This window comes from Chthoniobacterales bacterium, assembly GCA_035274845.1.
Lineage (GTDB): Bacteria > Verrucomicrobiota > Verrucomicrobiia > Chthoniobacterales > UBA10450 > AV80.
Genome location: DATENU010000007.1, coordinates 18,043 through 35,121, shown reverse-complemented (window position 1 = coordinate 35,121; position 17,079 = coordinate 18,043). Strand labels below are relative to the sequence as shown.

The 17,079-nt window shown below is 59.5% G+C and carries 15 protein-coding genes; 6 read left to right on the top strand and 9 right to left on the bottom strand.

The window, feature by feature from the left end; genetic code table 11:
- The first annotated feature begins 87 nt into the window (after positions 1 to 87).
- Positions 88 to 735, top strand: a complete 648-nt coding sequence (locus VJU77_02705; GenBank protein ID HKP02247.1) for a hypothetical protein — start codon at positions 88 to 90, stop codon at positions 733 to 735.
- Here VJU77_02705 and xseA read toward each other — a convergent pair.
- From xseA to VJU77_02690, 3 genes are all read right to left on the bottom strand, one after another.
- Complete coding sequence (xseA, locus tag VJU77_02700) at positions 704 to 2,080, bottom strand: exodeoxyribonuclease VII large subunit (protein ID HKP02246.1); 1,377 nt, start codon at positions 2,078 to 2,080, stop codon at positions 704 to 706. The genes VJU77_02705 and xseA overlap by 32 nt on opposite strands.
- Positions 2,081 to 2,124: 44 nt before the next feature.
- A complete protein-coding gene (ruvB, locus tag VJU77_02695) occupies positions 2,125 to 3,129 on the bottom strand; it encodes a Holliday junction branch migration DNA helicase RuvB (protein ID HKP02245.1) in 1,005 nt (334 codons plus the stop codon).
- Between the two features lie 111 nt (positions 3,130 to 3,240).
- Positions 3,241 to 3,651, bottom strand: coding sequence for an ATP-binding protein (locus VJU77_02690; GenBank protein HKP02244.1), 411 nt, complete (start codon positions 3,649 to 3,651; stop codon positions 3,241 to 3,243).
- 95 nt (positions 3,652 to 3,746) lie between these two features.
- Here VJU77_02690 and VJU77_02685 point away from each other — a divergent pair, with 95 nt between their 5' ends.
- Both VJU77_02685 and VJU77_02680 read left to right on the top strand, forming a co-directional pair.
- Entirely contained in the window at positions 3,747 to 4,481 is a 735-nt protein-coding gene (locus tag VJU77_02685; protein ID HKP02243.1) for a hypothetical protein, read from the top strand.
- 5 nt (positions 4,482 to 4,486) lie between these two features.
- Positions 4,487 to 5,434, top strand: coding sequence for a DUF5996 family protein (locus VJU77_02680; protein ID HKP02242.1), 948 nt, complete (start codon positions 4,487 to 4,489; stop codon positions 5,432 to 5,434).
- A gap of 8 nt (positions 5,435 to 5,442) precedes the next feature.
- Here the strand turns inward: VJU77_02680 and VJU77_02675 are convergent, their stop codons facing one another.
- Entirely contained in the window at positions 5,443 to 6,543 is a 1,101-nt protein-coding gene (locus VJU77_02675) for a tryptophan 7-halogenase (protein ID HKP02241.1), read from the bottom strand.
- Between the two features lie 81 nt (positions 6,544 to 6,624).
- Positions 6,625 to 8,574 (bottom strand): LodA/GoxA family CTQ-dependent oxidase, encoded by a 1,950-nt coding sequence (locus VJU77_02670; protein HKP02240.1) that lies wholly within the window; start codon positions 8,572 to 8,574, stop codon positions 6,625 to 6,627.
- A gap of 200 nt (positions 8,575 to 8,774) precedes the next feature.
- Here VJU77_02670 and VJU77_02665 point away from each other — a divergent pair, with 200 nt between their 5' ends.
- Together VJU77_02665 and purH are read left to right on the top strand one after the other, a co-directional pair.
- On the top strand, positions 8,775 to 9,695 hold the full coding sequence (locus tag VJU77_02665; GenBank protein HKP02239.1) for an AraC family transcriptional regulator: 921 nt from the start codon (positions 8,775 to 8,777) through the stop codon (positions 9,693 to 9,695).
- A gap of 116 nt (positions 9,696 to 9,811) precedes the next feature.
- The gene (gene purH / locus VJU77_02660; protein HKP02238.1) at positions 9,812 to 11,341 is read left to right on the top strand and encodes a bifunctional phosphoribosylaminoimidazolecarboxamide formyltransferase/IMP cyclohydrolase; all 1,530 of its coding nucleotides are present in this window, start codon (positions 9,812 to 9,814) and stop codon (positions 11,339 to 11,341) included.
- Between the two features lie 65 nt (positions 11,342 to 11,406).
- Here the strand turns inward: purH and VJU77_02655 are convergent, their stop codons facing one another.
- The 4 genes from VJU77_02655 to VJU77_02640 are packed head-to-tail and all read right to left on the bottom strand — an operon-like array spanning position 11,407 to position 15,757.
- On the bottom strand, positions 11,407 to 11,568 hold the full coding sequence (locus VJU77_02655) for a hypothetical protein (protein HKP02237.1): 162 nt from the start codon (positions 11,566 to 11,568) through the stop codon (positions 11,407 to 11,409).
- On the bottom strand, positions 11,559 to 11,933 hold the full coding sequence (locus tag VJU77_02650; protein HKP02236.1) for a DUF4203 domain-containing protein: 375 nt from the start codon (positions 11,931 to 11,933) through the stop codon (positions 11,559 to 11,561). The genes VJU77_02655 and VJU77_02650 overlap by 10 nt, the downstream gene beginning before the upstream one ends.
- A 13-nt stretch (positions 11,934 to 11,946) precedes the next feature.
- Complete coding sequence (locus VJU77_02645) at positions 11,947 to 13,614, bottom strand: M28 family peptidase (GenBank protein HKP02235.1); 1,668 nt, start codon at positions 13,612 to 13,614, stop codon at positions 11,947 to 11,949.
- A 1-nt stretch (position 13,615) separates the two neighbouring features.
- On the bottom strand, positions 13,616 to 15,757 hold the full coding sequence (locus VJU77_02640) for a M3 family metallopeptidase (GenBank protein ID HKP02234.1): 2,142 nt from the start codon (positions 15,755 to 15,757) through the stop codon (positions 13,616 to 13,618).
- 690 nt (positions 15,758 to 16,447) lie between these two features.
- On the opposite strand from VJU77_02640, the gene VJU77_02635 reads away from it, so the two are divergent.
- Complete coding sequence (locus VJU77_02635) at positions 16,448 to 17,044, top strand: MarC family protein (protein ID HKP02233.1); 597 nt, start codon at positions 16,448 to 16,450, stop codon at positions 17,042 to 17,044.
- The last annotated feature ends 35 nt before the right edge of the window (positions 17,045 to 17,079 follow it).

Below are 17,079 nucleotides of genomic sequence, written 5' to 3'. Positions count from 1 at the left end.
TCTGCTTGTTCGTTACCAGCACGACGAAGGCCGGGATCAACGACCCCGGCTACAGGAAGGCCCTCCTCGGGTTTTACCTGGCTTCGCTTGTTGGTCGTGATCCTGGTGGTCGGCCTGCTCGGCGTTCTGGCCTGGCCAACCATCAGACACGCCATCACCAAAAGAGAGATGACGCGGACGATGAAGAATGCTCGCACCTTCTATCTTGCCGGCTTTCATATGGCGACCGATGGGGCCGCCAACGGCGACGCAGATTCGGCCTGGCCGGGAGATTATCCGGCCATCGATCTGGCGGGCTACTGCACTAAACTGGTCCAAAAGGGGTATCTGAAGGCAGAAGATCTTCAGGAAATGCTGAGCGCGCCAGGGGCGAATTGCATCGTGCACAGCACGGGCGGCCCGCAGGCCGTAGTCACTCTTTCCGGCAGGTGCGCTCTCAAGGTTTACAAAGTGAAGAGCACCGATCCGTCCAACACGGTTTTCGCTGCCAGCTCGAACTACGTTTACGATACCGCTCTTAACCCGGCGGCGGTGCCTTTCGGCGATGCTGGTTTTGTGGTCATTCGGAAGAGCGGCGATACCGGTGTTTACCAAAGAATCCAGGCGACGCTGGCCGGTAATAAGAATACTCCGGCGAGGTTCCAGGCCGAAATTGGGGCTCTCCCCGGCGCTCCCCAGGAAAGCGTGGTTTCCGGTGACGGCGCTACGGTTTTGGCGGGGCCGGAGGCCCAATAACTTCCGACTCAAATTCGCCGTCCGCCACCCGAGTGCGAATTTTCGATTTTGCGCGCACAGCCGCGACGGTTTGAATCACCTGGCCTTTGCTGTTCGTGGTGATGCTGTAGCCGCGGCGAAGCGTCGCTTCTGGTCCAAGAACACGCAGAATTTCTTTGCCGCGCTGGAAGCGTTGCTGGGCGCTTTCCCATAAGCGCCGTGGCTGGGCGACAAAACGCCGATGCAGATCGGTCAGGTGGCTGCGCCGAAGCGCCAGCTCACTTTTAGGATCGTGCGACTTCAAAGACTGCGCGCGCCCGGCAAGGGCCGCCCGCGCGTCCGCCACAAATTGTTTTGATCGGCGGCGGAGCGACTCCGCGGTGAGATCCAGTTGCTGCTGGGTGTCGCGCATTCGCTGCGTCAGCTCCCGGGCCAGCGTCCGCTCGGAGAGAAAACGCAGACGCGTCAGGCTTTGTTGCAGGAAATTGCGCAGATATTTTTTCAGGCAATTCTCCAGCTCGTTCACCCGCCGCGCGAGTTCGGCTGCGTCGGCCACAATCAGCTCCGCCGCCGCGCTCGGGGTCGGCGCCCGAAGGTCGGCGACAAAATCCCCGATGGTGAAATCGATTTCATGACCGACCGCACTCACGAGCGGGAGAGGGGAGTGGAAGATGGCGCGCGCGACGATTTCCTCATTGAACTCCCACAGGTCCTCTATGCTGCCGCCGCCACGCGCAATGACGATCAAATCTATTGGAGCCCAGGCGGTGTTCGGCGCGCTTAGCTCCTTAATAGCCGTGGCGATTTCCGCCGCCGCGCCGATGCCCTGCACGCGCACTGGACTGATGAGCACTTCCACATTTGGCGCCCGCCGGCGCAGCACATTCAGGATATCGCGAACCGCCGCGCCGGTCGGTGAGGTGACGATGCCAATGCGTTTTGGGAATTTCGGCAGGGCGCGTTTCCGGGCGGAATCAAAAAGGCCTTCCGCTTCCAGCTTGCGCTTGAGTGCTTCGAACTTTGCCTGAAGCAGACCGGCCCCGCGCGTCTGCAGGATTTGCACGCTAAGCTGATACTGGCCGCGCGCCTCGAAAACAGAGACGTTCCCGTAAACCTGGACCTGCGCGCCATCGGCGATGGGCGGCCCCCCGGGCGGCAGGGTATTTCGAAAAATCACGCAGGAGATGGCCGCGCGCTGGTCCTTCAGGGTGAAATAGCGATGTCCTGAGGGATGCAGTTTGTGATTAGAGACTTCTCCCTGCACCCAGACTGCGCCAAATTTTGTCTCGAGCGTCCCGCGGATCTGGCGGGTGAGCTCGGCGACGGTGAAGACCTTGGACGCTTGTTGGAAGAAGTCGCTTTCCACGGGATCAAAAGGGCGAGGGCCGGAGGCGCTTCGTCATTTCTTCGTCATTTTCCAAACAACTCTTCCTGCGTCCCCACCGGCACTTTCAACCCTAGCTTCCGGTACGCATTCGGCATCGCCACCCGTCCCTGCGGCGTGCGCTTTATATATCCCTCCATAATCAGATACGGCTCATTCACTTCCTCGAGTGTTCCCGCCTCCTCGCCTACGGCCACCGCGAGCGAGCTCAATCCCACCGGCCCGCCGTTGAATTTGTGGATCAACGTTTCAATGATCCGTTTGTCCCACTGATCGAACCCATCCCGGTCGATTTCGAGCATGGTCAACGCTTTGTCAGCCAGATCGGCCGTGATTTTTCCGTCGGCCTTCACCTGGACGTAGTCGCGCACCCAGCGGAGGAGATTGTTGGCGGTCCGCGGCGTTCCGCGGGTGCGGCTGGCGATTTCGGCTGCGCCGGCGGAATCGATTTCCACGCGGAGCAACCCGGCGCTGCGCGTGATGATCTTATGCATTTCGTCCGCGCTATAATAGTCGAGCCGCGCCGTCATCCCGAAACGCGACCGCAACGGCGCGCTCACCATCCCCGCGCGGGTGGTGGCGCCGATCAGGGTGAACTTTGGCAATTGCAGGCGAAGACTTCGCGCCTGGGGCCCTTGATCGATAATGATGTCCAGCCGGTAATCCTCCATCGCGGGATAAAGGTATTCTTCGATCGTTGGCTGAAGCCGATGGATCTCGTCGATGAACAGGACGTCGCCTTTTTCGAGGCTCGTCAAAAGACCGGCCAGCTCTCCGGCCTTTTCGATCACCGGCCCGCTCGTGTTTTTCACGCTGACCCCCATGGCGTTCGCGATGATGTTCGCCAGCGTGGTTTTCCCGAGACCGGGCGGTCCGCTGAGCAGGATGTGCTCGAGAACGTCGCCCCGCTTTTTCGCGGCTTCGACCAGGAGTTCCAGGCGCTCGCAAACCTTCACCTGGCCGGTGAATTCGCTGAACATCGGCGGCCGCAGCGAAATCTCGAAAGCGGGATCGGTTTCAGGCGGTTTCATGGTTTCAGAGCTTTTTCTGTAGCCGTCGCCCTGCGGGCGACGCAAGATCGACGGTGAGCGGCGTCTCGCTTCGCACAGCGAAGCGGCTACAGAAGACGGGGGACACGACCCTCACGCCGCCCTCCCCAGATTCTTCGTCATCACCAGCTCCGTCCCCCGCGCCTTCAAAATGTAATCCACCTTGTCGAACGCGTTCCGGATCAGGTGCAGGCCCAAACCGCCCGGTCGAATCAGATCGTGCGCCCGGCCTTTCATGGTATGGACCTCGGTTTGCTTCCCGTAATCGCGCAACCGCATTCGAATGCAATGGCGCAATCCTTCCAGGGAGAGCGAGATCAATTGATCGTCCCGCAATTGATAAGCGTGCCGAATAATATTGGTGCAGGCTTCGTCTACTCCCAGCACCATGAGCATGCGTTCCTTTTCGGAAAACGGATACGCGTCCAGGAATCCGCGCACGAATTTTCGCATCGGCGCCAGATTGCCGGTGTGGCTGGAAAATTCGACCTTCGTTTTTTTCATTAACCCGCGTGAACGCTGAACCTATGCCGCCGCCTATTCAAACTCCCTACCGAAAACCCGGTGGACAGCCGGCGCAAGCATAGCTCTCTTTCGTCATGTGGAAATTGCTGCTCGCATTGCTCCTCGCGACCGGACCGGTTTTGGCCCAGGAAAGCCCGAGCGCCTACGAGGCGTTGCGAGTCATCGGCACGCAGCTCAATCGCGGGCTGGTTAATCGCGTCGTCTCGGTCAACGGCGTGGAGGGCGATCCCCAACCGCGGTCCTGGAAGATTTTGGTCGAGGACAAGAACGCGGCTAACGGCGTGCGCGAGATCGTGGTGGAAGACAATCGCGTCGTCTCGCAGCGCGTGCCGAACCGCTCGGTCGTCGGTTCCACCCAGGGCGCGACGATCAACACCTCGAAGTTGAATCTTGATTCCACCGGCGCGTATTCGGTTGCGGCCCATACCGCGGAGACATCGCACGTCACCTTCTCGCTTACCAGTTACACGCTGCGGACCGACGATCGCGGAAACCCGATCTGGGTCGTGGCCCTGGCCGACCGGAGGAACCGGCCGGTGGGCACGATCCACATTCGCGCCAGCGACGGCCGGGTAACCCGCGTCGAGGGAATGTATCAGGGCCGGAACATGGAGCAGGTGGAAGTGAACCCGGACACCGCCGACAATCCGCCGCCGGCGGAGGATGATCAGGTTCAGGACGAGGACGAAAATTCCGACGAGAACATCGTATTGAAAGATGTGAAGAGAATGTTCCGCCGCACAACTCACGACGCGACCCGAATATTTCACAAGGTCCGGCGTTCCTTCGTGGATTTCTTCAACCGGTAAAATTCGTGGCCTCGTCGGAAACTCTCTGGCCTTCGCTTCCCCTCCCGGAGTGGAAGGAGACCGCCAGGACTCTTCACATGTGGACGCAGATCGTCGGGAAGATCCGGCTCGCGCTCACCCCCTGGACGAATCATTCCTGGCACGTCACCCTCTATCTTACCTCGCGCGGCTTAACGACATCGCCGATCCCACACGGAACGACGACATTTGAAATCCGTTTCGATTTCATCGACCACCAACTGCGAATCCTGACCAGCGGCGGCGAAATTCGGGTCATCAAGTTGAGACCGCTCTCAGTCGCGGCGTTTTATCGTGAGGTTATGAACGCGTTGGCCGATCTTGAAATGCCGGTCGAGATCAACACCACTCCGAATGAAGTGGACCCCGCGGTCCCGTTCGAGAAAAACGAAACGGACGCCGCTTACGACGCGGAATACGCGAACCGCTTCTGGCGCGTCCTTCTCCAGAGCGACCGGGTCTTTAAGGAATTTCGCGCGGAGTTCTGCGGCAAATGTAGCCCGGTCCATTTTTTCTGGGGGAGCTTCGACCTGGCCGTCACCCGGTTCTCCGGCCGCCGCGCGCCCCAGCATCCCGGCGGCGTCCCGCATTTGCCGGACGCCATCACGCGCGAGGCTTATTCGCACGAAGTAAGCAGCCTCGGGTTCTGGCCGGGAAATGAAGCCATGCCTGATCCGATTTTTTATTCCTACGCCTACCCGGAACCCAGCGGATTTTCTGATGCGAAAGTGAAACCCGCGGCCGCGAGCTTTAACGCGCAACTCAAGGAATTCGTCCTTCCCTACGAGGCTGTCCGGCAGGCTGCAGAGCCCGATCAGGCGCTGCTCGATTTTGCCCGCGGCGCGTACGACGCGGCCTCGACGCTCGGCCATTGGGATCGTGCCGCGCTCCTAGAGGTCAAACCTGACGTGCATTTTCGCGGGCCGCCCCGGTGATGAACAGGTCACTTCGGGAGTGTTCCGTCGTGGCGCCTTTTCCAAAAATCCTTTCCGCTCCATCGCTGTTCATAACCGTAGAATGAGTGTCGCTGAGCGAGGTAGGCGGCGTAGATTGACTCCATCCGCTCGCCGTACCGGCCGAGCGCGCCTTCATCTCCGGCCTTGCGTGCAATGAGCGTCTGACCGGCCTTGAGCCCAGCGTAGATGGCGGTCAGGATTCCCTGCGAGGACAGGGGGTCGAACGACAGGGCCGAATCGCCCGCCGCGATCCAATCATCTCCGTGAAATTTTTCCAGCCGGGCGCTATTGGCCGCGGCGGCTTTCGGTCGGCCCGGGAACACATAACCGTGACGAGAGATTTTCGCGCGGATGTGTTTCGTCCGGTGCAAGAGCGATCGATATCCGCAGATGGTGCGGGCCAGGGAAGAGGAACTGGTGCCGGCATCGGTATGGTAAACGACAACTCTTTTGCGGGATGGGAGCAGGGCGGTATACCACCAGCCTTCAGGCGCGGACTCAACGAGCGTAGCCGAGTCTGAATCGAATTCGCTTTCGGTCGTCCTTGTCGCGAAGAGAGTAACGAATGCGACCAGGCTGTCGTGTTTGACCCGGCGGACACCTTGTTGGCGCGCCACAAGGCTGAGGCGTCCGGTGCAATCGGCCAGCCAGCGGCCGCGCACGTTGCCGTGTGCCCCAAGTTCCACCTCAAATGTCTTCCTGGCTCGTCGCACCTCCACCACCTTGGATTCTTCATGGACGCACACGCCGGCGTGCCGGGCCGCGTTCCTGAGCGTTGCGTCAAATCTAGGGCGGTCGAGATGCCATCCGTGACCATGCGGATCTTTGATGAACTCAGTCGACCGGAGCGTCGAGCTGCTCCACGCCGATTGATTCCCGTAGCAAGCCAGATGGCCATCCGCGACAAATGAATCCCAAAGGCCGAGATCACGAAGAAGCGGCTTTATCGCCGGAGGCAAGCTCTCCCCAACCTTAAACGAGAGGCAGGACTTTGCTTCAAGTAACAAGACCCGCTCACCGGCCCTGGCCAGGACAAGTGCCGTCACCGAACCGGCTGGCCCGCCCCCCACGACAATCGTATCAAACATACGGCGCGGCAGCGCCATATTAGTGACTAGCTACCAAAGGGCCTACGCATCTCCCGGGCCTGCGCCGTCTCGTTCGCGAAGTCAGAGGCTGTCCGCCGGTGTCTTCCATTTCGCGCGATTTGCGAGGTTCGCAAAATCCTCGATCCCCCTGGGCATCGCTCCCTCAGCCCGCTCGGCAAGCGCTCGTCGGTTCTGCTGGCGGGTGACCTTCTCGGCCGGGCCCACGCGCAGATTCCTGGCGGCCGAAACTGTTTGGGCAAATCCCGTCTGAGACTCGACGTAGAGGTCGGGTGGAAAAACTGGGAGCTTGTCCTTCGGCCCCGCCCGCCGCTCCACCACCCCGAGCTTTCCGAAATCGGAAATCATCTGTTTGATCTGAGCCAGCGTCCCTCCCAGCAGAAATCGGTACCAGACCGCGCGCGTGTTGAAAGCCAGCACACGTTTTTCCAGCGGCAGCTTCTTATTCATCACCTGCTGGTAAGCCTCCTCCGTCAGGACATGATTGGGAACGCGTGCGGGCCAGAATGTCGGGATAAACGGATCGTAGCCAGACTCGTATCCGGCCCGGCAGCTTGCCGTGTCCGTCTGCCACGGCACCGCCATCCAGCGCGTGAGATCCCCCGGGCCGTTCGCGTAGAGTGGGCCAAACTCTCCCGTGGCCACCTCCGGCGTCAAGGTCGTGCCATAATCTGGTTCGGATTGATTTGGGGCCCGGGGCCGAACTCGAAACGGCGCGTAGTACATTGTCCTCCGTCTCATCGGCCAAGTCATTTCGCATCCAGGATGGAACGGGCCTCCCAAACAAAACCACAAAGCCGCTTTATCCAGCGTCGCCGGCCGGTCCCTCAGCTCGACCTCAGCCAGCTTCCCGGGATATTTTGGTCCACCGGCGGGCCAATCATCCTCAAATTGGCCACTGGCCCAGAGTCGGAGGAATTGGTACTGGGTCGTGGTCAGGGCCAGCAAAGACCGCGGCCCAGTGGCGGGAATTGTCACTGCATCCCCGTACATTTGGGGCCAGGCCAGAACGTTCAAAGCGGAAGACGCCGGGTCGCGGAAGATGTTAAACAATTGCAACCGCACTTCATGAAACAAATCAGGCAGCCCATCGTTCGACACCACTCGATGGAGCTTGTCGAAGTAATCCGGTTGCAGAAAATCGTAGGGTGATCGCCAGCCGAATTGAACGTGAAAGCCATAATTCACCCATTGGGCATCACAGAACTGCTGCAAGATCGGAAAGATGTGCTCGGTGAACGAGGGCTTGGTGACCGGCTTGATCCAAACCTTCTGGTAGGTGTCGTAGAGCAAGTCGTACATCGTTTGGACTGAGACAATTTCCGGCGCGTAATTAGGGGGCGCGGTCACGACCCAGGCGGGATCCACCGGGATTGACTTGCCCTTGACGCGAACCTCCGCGGAAACCGGCCCATCGGAGGTGTCGTCATGCCAGCCGTCATTATTGGCGAACGTATAAGGCGGATTATTTGGGAACGGACTGTTGGACTCGCCCCTCCCGCCGAGGAAAATCAGATTTCCTAGCTCATCGGTGGTCAACTCGCCTAGGTAAACCTTCGTCCCAAAAAATTCGCCGGTGTCGAACTTCTGCGCCGGGGCGCCCTTTTCTCCTTTAATTGATCGCGGGCCCGGATCGATGATTAACTGGCTCCGCTTTTCTCCGACCACGCCGGCATTTCGCAGGACACAAGCCGTAGCCTCGGGGATATCCATCGCCGTTTCGAAGTTGAACCAGGCCGCCTTCTTGTTGGCGACGTGAACTGTCCACACGATCTCGGCGTTGGAAGCGTTTAATTCGCCGATCACTTCGCCGGCAGCATTGTAGCCATAAATGCGAAATTTCGCGGCCTGACGTTTCAGCGCACCTGTGGCGTCTTTGTAATAGTCGAGCGGAGCCGGGGTCGGATGGGGAACTTCCGGGCCCACGAAAAATTCTGATTTGCTGTTTCCCACCCGCGCCACACCGATTCCGGGATGAATCTTCGCGCTAACGATCGTCTTATCCGCAGCCAAGGGGAATTCCTTTCGTTTAGACTGATCGGACTACGTCCGGTGTCAAGTTCTTGATATTCGTTCCCGGCCAGGATTGTTTTGTCACGTTATCAATAAGGCGATTTCATGCCTGATCGGAGCCGCAACGATTACCGCATTGTGCTCCCGGAGGCCAAACCCGACTTGCATTCGCGCCCCCCGCGCCCGTAAAGTCGGCCCACATGGTTTGCAACGACGAAGCTATCGCGTGGCGCGACGTCCCCCAGGGATGGCGCCAGCTCTGGGGCGATTTCGACCGGCTGGGGGTAAGCCTCCAGTGGCACGATTTCCGGACCGAGCGCTCGCTCGATTGGGGCCAGAGCTTCCGTCCGCGCAGCCTCGAGTTTTGTCTCAACGTCGCCGGACGTGGCGCCGTGGGCCGTGAGGCCGATTACGTTTCCAGCAGTGCCGGTTATTATGCGGTCGCCGACGAACCGCTCCGGGCTTCGCGCCAGGCGCGCGATCATCATCAATTCGTGACCGTCGAGTTTTCCAACGACCATTTGCAACGTCAGCTTGCCGATTGCGAAGCCGACCTGGAACCTCAGCTGCGCGCCGCGATTTTCCCCGAAAAGGAACGCCCGATTGTTTCCTCCGCCCGGCCTATGACGGCGGAGCAGCATCAGGTCGTCTCCACGCTGCTGACGCCGCCGGTTTCCAAGCCCGCCCAGGCTCTTTGGTATCAAAGCAAAGCCCTGGAGCTGATGTCGCATTTCCTGTTCGCGCCGAAAGACCCGGAGCTGTTTTGCATGCGGCAAAAGCGGGTGGCCCGGGACCGCGTCGAACGAACCAAGGAATTGCTGGCCCGCGATCTGGCCCAGCCGCCGACCCTCGAAATGCTCGGACGGGAAGTGGGGTGCAGCCCGTTTTACCTGAGCCGCAGCTTTTCCCGCGAAGTCGGCCTGACCATTCCGCAATATCTGCGGAAACTCCGAATGGAACGCGCCGCGGAGCTCCTGCGCAGCGGGCGATACAATGTCACAGAGGCCGCTACCGAAGTGGGCTACGCCAGCCTGAGTCACTTCAGCAAAGCCTTCTGTGAAACGATCGGCTGCTGCCCGGTTCTCTATCCGATGGCGAAAAACGTCATCCTCGATCGGTAGAGAATTTTTGAACCGCGGATTACACGGATGAAACGGATGGATCTGGAGTCTCAAATTTCTGTGTTTTGATCCGTGGCATCCGTGTAATCCGCGGATAAATTTTCTGTTCATCGAAAATGAAAGTCACTCGCGCTCTCATCTCCGTTTCCGACAAGAAAGGCGTGGCGGAGTTCGCCCGGGCCTTGGAAAAGAAAGGCGTCGATATTATTTCCACCGGTGGGACCGCGGATCTGCTGCGCAAAGAAGGCGTCCCAGTGCGGGATATTTCCAGCTTCACGGATTTTCCTGAAGTGCTCGAAGGCCGGGTAAAGACTCTCCATCCGCGGGTGCACGGCGGGCTGCTTTACAAACGCGGGAACGAGCTCCACGAAAAACAGGCCAAGGAATGCGGGTTTCAACCGATCGATCTTGTGGTCGTAAATCTCTATCCATTTGAAGCTACGATACAGAAGCCGGGCGTCACCCTTCCGGAAGCGATCGAGCAAATCGACATCGGCGGACCTTCCATGATCCGCAGCGCCGCGAAAAATTATGAGTCGGTCACCGTGGTGGTGGATCCGGCCGATTACGACACGGTCCTGGAAGACATGCGCGATCACGAAGGGGAGACGACCCTGAAATTGCGCGAGCGCCTGGCCATCAAGGCGTTCATCAAAACGTCCGATTACGACCGCGCGATCGGCAGTTTCCTGAACCAGGAGCAGTCCACCGACGCATCCTTTTCGCTCTCGCTTCCGCTGGTGACGCGCCTGCGTTACGGCGAGAATCCGCATCAGACCGCGGCGCTTTACGGCGATTTCGACCAGCACTTCACGAAACTGCACGGCAAGGAGCTTTCCTTTAACAACATCCTGGACATCAGCGCGGCCGCCAACCTGATCGCCGAATTTACCGATCCGACGGTCGCGATTTTGAAGCACACCAACCCCTGCGGAGTGGGCAGCGATCCGGACCTGCGCGAAGCCTGGGAAAAAGCTTTCGCGACCGACAAGCAGGCGCCGTTCGGAGGGGTTATCGTCTGCAATCGTCCGGTCAGCGAGCCGCTCGCCAAGGCGATCAGCGAGATCTTTAGCGAGGTGATTATCGCGCCGGATTTTGAAAGCGAGGCGCGGGCTTTGTTTCAAAAGAAAAAGAACCTGCGGCTGATCCGGTCGCTGACTCCAGCCCCGTCCAAGACGCCTTTGCAGGACATCCGTTCCGTGGCGGGCGGCCTGCTCGCCCAAGACAGGGATTCCGGCGCGCTCACGGACCTCGAGAACAAAGTCGTCACAACGCGGCAGCCGGCGGAACATGAGTTGTCCGCGATGATTTTCGGATGGCACGTGGTGAAACACGTGAAATCCAATGCCATCGTTTACGCCGGGCCGGATCGGACGCTCGGTATCGGCGCCGGGCAAATGTCACGTGTGGACGCTTCGCGTATCGCTGTGTGGAAAGCGGGGGAAGCGGGCCTGTCGCTCGGCGGAAGCGCGGTGGCGAGCGATGCCTTTTTTCCTTTCCCGGACGGTTTGCTTGCGGCGGCCGATGCCGGCGCCACCTGTGCGATTCAACCCGGCGGCTCAGTCCGCGACGAGGAAGTAATCGCGGCCGCCAATGAACGCGGCATGGCCATGATCTTCACCGGCGTCCGGCATTTCCGGCATTAAGCGCTGTAGCGGCGCTCTGTCGCCGCGCCGAGGAAACGCCCCGACAGAGCGGGGCGGCTACAGCGTCATTCCGCGACGCGACGCGAGCGCCGCATCATCGAGCCCTGGACAATCACCCCGATCGCGGCGAGCGCGATGGTCAGAATCATCGTGCCTTTTTCCGGCAGGGTGAATCCGTTTCCGATCAGGTGCGCGCCTTCGATTGAAGAAAGAAGGATCAGGACCAATCGAACAAGGCGAGCAGCAGAAGCGCGCCCACGATTCCGCCGATGACAAAGGTGATGCCGCGATAGTGGATGTGATCGACGAAGAACGTTGCCGCCAGCGCCCACGCGATCCGGCCGCCGGCGAGGAATCCGGCCACCGCGATCGCAAGTTTTTGAAGCAGGATCGCAAGGAGCGCGCCGATCACTCCGCAGCCGAGCGCGACGAGCAACGTCATCCATTGCGGCGGCTCCTTCATGAAGTAGGCCGCGACCTCCAGTCCGATGGCGAAACCAAGCGCCGCGACGAAGAGCCAGAACAGCTTTCGCCCGAACAACAGGATCGCCACGCCGACGGCGACACTGATAATCGGGACGGAAAGGTTCATCTCCGGCGTCAGATCATTTCTTCAGCATCGCGTCGCGCTTCGCCTTGAATTCGGTCCCGGGTTTCCACTCGGGGAATTTCTCCCCGTTCGCCACCTGGTAGCCGACCTCGAGCAACAAGCGCAGGTCCTCCGCGGCGCCGGACAAATCCCACTCTGGATTCACCTGGTCCGAGGGCTGGTGATAATGCTTCGCGATGTATTCATCCCTCTTTTGCTGGCCGAAACCCGGCGGTTTGCCGATGACATCGCGTCCTTCCTTGGTGTAGAGCGACGGCACTCCGACCTTGGAGAACTCGAAATTATCCGCGCGATAAAATGTTCCTTTCTCCGATTCGCTGTTCGGGTTCATCACGCGGCCCTGTTTTTTCGTCGCTTCGGCGAGGATCTCGTCGAGATCGGAATTGCCGAAGCTGATGTCCTCGAAGTCGCGGGTTTTTCCCCAGAGGCTGAGGCCATCCATGTTGATGTCGGCCAGGGTCTTCTCCAGCGGGTAGAGCGGGTGCTCCGCATAAAACTTTGCGCCCAGCAGGCCGGCTTCTTCCGCCGTGGTCGCCATGAAGAGCACTGAACGCTTCGGCGCCGGTTTCATTTTCGTAAACGCTGTGGCCAACTCGAGCAGTCCACCGACACCCGACGCGTTGTCCGACGCGCCGTTGAAAATCTTATCGCCCGGGATGTCGTCATGCTTCCCGAGATGATCCCAGTGCGCGCTGTAAATGACCCATTCGTCCTTCAACTTCGGATCGCTCCCTTCGATTTTGGCGACGACATTGCGCGACTTGAACGGCCGCACGGTCTGTTTGAGATCAAAGCTGGCTTTCGCGGTTAACGCCACGGGCCGGAACTCTTTGGTAATCGCCGCTTTTTTCAGTGCGTCAAAATCCTGGCCGCAATCGGTCAGCAATTTTTTCGCGACATCGAGCGTGATCCACGACCGGATTTGAACCGCGCCTGCGTTCTTGTCCGCGGCATCGATCTCGAAGTTCTCCTTCGCCCAGCTCGACATCACGACCGAATAGGGATACGCGGCCGGTTTTGTCTCATGAATGATGACCGCCGCGGCGGCGCCTTTTTCCGCCGCGATTTCGTACTTGTAGGTCCAGCGGCCGTAATAGGTCATTGCGCTGCCCTTGAACATTTTCGGATCGAGCTTCGACGGATCGGCCGGATCTGGAATCGCCGGATCGTTGATCAGCATAAGGATCGTTTTCCCGCGAACATCGACGTCCTTGTAATCGTCCCAGCCAAATTCCGGCGCGACCACCCCGTATCCGACAAACACGATATCGGTGTTCGCCGCCTTGATCTCCGGTTGGAGCCGCGCCGATGACGCGACGTAATCGTCCGGGAATTTCAGATCGGTCCTTTTGTCGCCGACGGTAAACGACGCGGTTGGCCTGGTCGTGATTCCCGCGAGCGGAACTTCCTGGGTGTAGGTGCCGTTGGGGTTGCCCGGCTTGAGCCCCAGGTTCTTGAACTGCTCCGAGATATATTTGACCGAGAGTTCCTCCCCCTTGGAACCCGGTGCGCGTCCTTCGAATTCATCGGAAGCAAGAACCTTGATGTGTTTCAAAAGATCGGCGGCGGTCATGGCGTCCAGAGCCGCTTTCGGTGGAGGGTCCGCGGCAAGCGCGGAAACGCCGAAGGAAAATGCCGATAGAAGAATATGGGCCGGTTTCATGTTATCGGGCGTCCGGGGGCTTCACCGTCGGCTTCGTATTTTTATCTTTCGCTGCCGCGATCCCGATTTTCTTCAGAAACGGCTGGACCGATTGTTTGCGGCCAAGGAACTTCTCGATCGATTCGGTGATCTCCCGCGAATCGCCCGGCTCGTAGATATCCTTGCGCAGACGCATTCCGGCCTGCTTGTCGAGATAACGGTCTTTCGCCGCTTCGAACACCGTCGCCATATCCGCCGCGATCGCATCCGCCCAGGCGTAACCGTAATAGCCGGCGTCGTAGCCATTCAGATGGCCGAAGTAGGAGACGAACGTCGTCTCGGGCGCGATCGGCAGAAAGACCTTCTCGAGGATTGGGTTCGAAATGGCGACGCAATCGTAGGCCTGTCCTTCCGGATGCGGCGCATGCAGCGCCAGGTCGAGGGAGGCCATCGAGAATTGCCGCCGGTAGTAGGTGGCGGCCGTGGCCAGTTTCGCTTCCTTCATTTTCTCGATCGTTTCCGCGGGGATCTTCTTCGCGGGATCGCGATAATCGGCGGCAAAGGTATCGAGGACCTTCTTTTCCCAGACCCAGTTTTGCAGCATTTGCGAAGGCGCCTCAACGAAATCGCCCGGCACATTGGTTCCCGCGAATCGAGAAAACTTTGCGCGGGTCACCATGGTGTGGAGCGCATGCCCAAACTCGTGGAAGAGCGTTTCCACGTCGGTATGGGTGAGGAGCGATTGGCCCTCCGCGTTCGGCGGCGGAAAATTGCAAAGCAACGCCACGGTTGGGCGCTGGTATTTCCCGTCGGCCATCTGCTTGCCGCCGATGATTTCAAACTCGGCGAAGTGGTTGAATTTTCCCTCGCGCGGAAACATATCGAGATAAAACATCCCGAGCGGTTCGCCGGTGGCCGCATCGGTGACCGCGTAGAGTTGGAGGTCGTCCACCCATTTTTGCGGGACCGCGATCTTCTCGAATTTCAGGCCGAAGATGCTCTGATAAATGGCGAACATCCCTTCCAGCGTTTTTTGGAACGGGAAGTACGAGCGCAATGCCTCGGTATCGACGGCGTATTTCTGCTTCTTCAGTTGGTTGGTGTAATAGCGGAAATCCCAGATCTTAATGGCGGCTTTCGGGTCCTTCGTTTCGGCGGCCTTTAGTTTGCGCAGCTCTTCAATCTCGGCGGCGAACTTCGGCTGCGAACCGGTCACGAGATCGTCGATGTATTTCGTCGCGCCAGCGGCCGACTTCGCCATTTTGATTTCGGTCTGATAATCCGCCCACGATTTGTAGCCGAGCCGGAGCGCGATCTTGTTCCTAAGCGCAAGCATCTGGTTCAACACCTCGACGTTTTTCTCTTTCGCCATCGAGTCGTGAATGACGTAGAGCTTCCTGCGCAGCTCCTCGCTCTTCGCGTTATCCATCACCGCGAGATATTGCCAGGTGACGTTGGCTTTCACCGTGTAGGCGTCGTCCCCGGTCTTGACCCCGGGAGAAGCGAGAAAGCTCTCCGGCATGCCCTCCAGTTCCGCTTTGGTGAAGACGACCGGCGCCTGCACTTCAACTATGTTTGTATCGAAAGTCGTTCCGAGCTTGGAGAGATCCTTGCGCAATTGCTCGACCTCATTGCGCTTTTCCGGCGGCAGATCGAGTCCGGCGCGGCGATAATCGCGTAAAGTTTCCTTGAACAGCTTCGCCTCCTCGCCGCTCAGCTTCGGCTGGGTTTTCTCGAATGCCTTGATCGCCTTGTAAACGTCCTCGCGATAATCGACACCCACCGCCCAATCCTGGAAGTTTTTGACCGCGTTTTCGGCGGCGGTCCGCATGGCGGGAGACGTGTTGGTCTCCTTGATGATGGTGGCCCGGTTGGCCGCCAGCCGAGCTTGGTAACCGAGGTCGTCGAGCGCGACGACGGTGCTCTTGAACGTAACCTTGGCTGGGTCCTGGGCGCCGATCTGATCGAGCGCGGCGTTCGCGGTCGCGATCGCCTTTGTCATCGACGCTTCGACCGCATCCGGCGTCTGCTCCCACTCCGGCAGGGTCAGAATTGCATTTGCCTTGGTCGCGGCTTCGCGGAAGGAATCCGCGGTTTTCAGTTCATCGGCGCGAAGGCTGGCGGTGATTGCGAAAAAGAGGAGTGGCAAAATTGTCGGTTTCATAAATAACGAAGTGGAAGCCGAAACATGTTGGAGAAGGGGAGGAGGGTAAAGTGGAATCCGGGGGGCGGATCTTCAAGGAGGGGCGCTTTCCAAACCGCCCTTTGTTTCCGTCGCCCCGTTTCAGGGGCTTGACCTGTCTTGAACATCAAACCGGGAGTTCCGCTTCGCTTCACTCCCGGCTTTATTCCGCCGCGCCTTTCGGCGCTGCTGGTGGTGTCGCTGTCCGCGCCGAGGCGGAGGCAACCCCCATGTGTCTCCACTCGTTCATAGCGCCGGAGGCGCGAAGGAATAAAGCCCGGAGTGAAGCGTAGCGAACTCCGGGACAGTCGCATCCGAATCCATCGAACCCCGGAGGGGTGACGGAAACCGCGCGCACGTGCACGAACACCGCCATTCTGAGCGGAGCGCAGCGGAGTCGAACAACCCCGCCTTGGTGCGAGCGATACCGATCTGGTGGACGTGGGGGCCCTCGACTTCGCTACGCTTCGCTCGGATGACAAGGGTTGCCTGAATTGGAGCGCTGGAGGCGAGGGATTAGAGCCCGGAGTGCAGCGCGGCGAAACTCCGGGAATCGCGGCAAGAATTATGTCGAAAACCCCTGACAAGGGGTGACGGAATCCGCGGTTTGGGAAACGGCGGCTCCGTCGGGGGGACGCAACGCGCGTTTTGCGAAAATCGGCGCGCCATGCGATGAGATCGCAGTTGATGCAACCGTACCTCGAAAAATTCATTCTCGCCTTCATCCCGCTTTTCGTGGCGATCGATCCCATCGGGCTCGTCGCGATTTTTCTCGGGCTGGGCGGCCATGCCGACGCCAAGCGCCGGCAGCATGAAGGCACCCTTGGCTTGATCACGAGCCTGGCCGTTTCGATCGGTTTCATTTTTCTCGGCAAAATAATTTTTCGCGCTCTTGGAATTACCGTTTCGGATTTTCAGGTGGCGGGGGGCCTGATTCTCCTCGGCATCGCGGTCCGCGAGCTTCTCGACCTCGGCGAACGGAACCGCTACGCCGGAGAAGCGTTTGGAGTGGTTCCTCTCGGGATGCCCCTAATCGCCGGCCCGGCCTTGCTCACCGCGTTGCTCCTCCTGGTGGATACCGTCGGAATTTTGTTCACGGTCTTGGCGCTCCTCGTCAATTTGCTGTTGGTCGGCATTGGGTTCCGCTACGCGAGCCATTTTACTCGCTGGATGGGGCAGCAGGGCCTGAGGGGCGTCTCGAAATTGATTTCGCTGCTCCTGGCGGCGATTGCGGTGAGCCTGATCAGGCGGGGTTGGCAGGCGCCCTGAAGGAAGGAGAGCCGCTGCCTTGGGTGCGCCTTCGC

Coding starts and splice junctions, on each gene's coding strand:
- ruvB (HKP02245.1), bottom strand. CDS start 3,129: ATGAAACCGCCTGAAACCGATCCCGCTTTCGAGATTTCGCTGCGGCCG.
- VJU77_02685 (HKP02243.1), top strand. CDS start 3,747: ATGTGGAAATTGCTGCTCGCATTGCTCCTCGCGACCGGACCGGTTTTG.
- VJU77_02690 (HKP02244.1), bottom strand. CDS start 3,651: ATGAAAAAAACGAAGGTCGAATTTTCCAGCCACACCGGCAATCTGGCG.
- VJU77_02645 (HKP02235.1), bottom strand. CDS start 13,614: ATGAAACCGGCCCATATTCTTCTATCGGCATTTTCCTTCGGCGTTTCC.
- VJU77_02640 (HKP02234.1), bottom strand. CDS start 15,757: ATGAAACCGACAATTTTGCCACTCCTCTTTTTCGCAATCACCGCCAGC.
- VJU77_02650 (HKP02236.1), bottom strand. CDS start 11,933: ATGAACCTTTCCGTCCCGATTATCAGTGTCGCCGTCGGCGTGGCGATC.
- VJU77_02675 (HKP02241.1), bottom strand. CDS start 6,543: ATGTTTGATACGATTGTCGTGGGGGGCGGGCCAGCCGGTTCGGTGACG.
- purH (HKP02238.1), top strand. CDS start 9,812: ATGAAAGTCACTCGCGCTCTCATCTCCGTTTCCGACAAGAAAGGCGTG.
- VJU77_02665 (HKP02239.1), top strand. CDS start 8,775: ATGGTTTGCAACGACGAAGCTATCGCGTGGCGCGACGTCCCCCAGGGA.
- VJU77_02635 (HKP02233.1), top strand. CDS start 16,448: ATGAGATCGCAGTTGATGCAACCGTACCTCGAAAAATTCATTCTCGCC.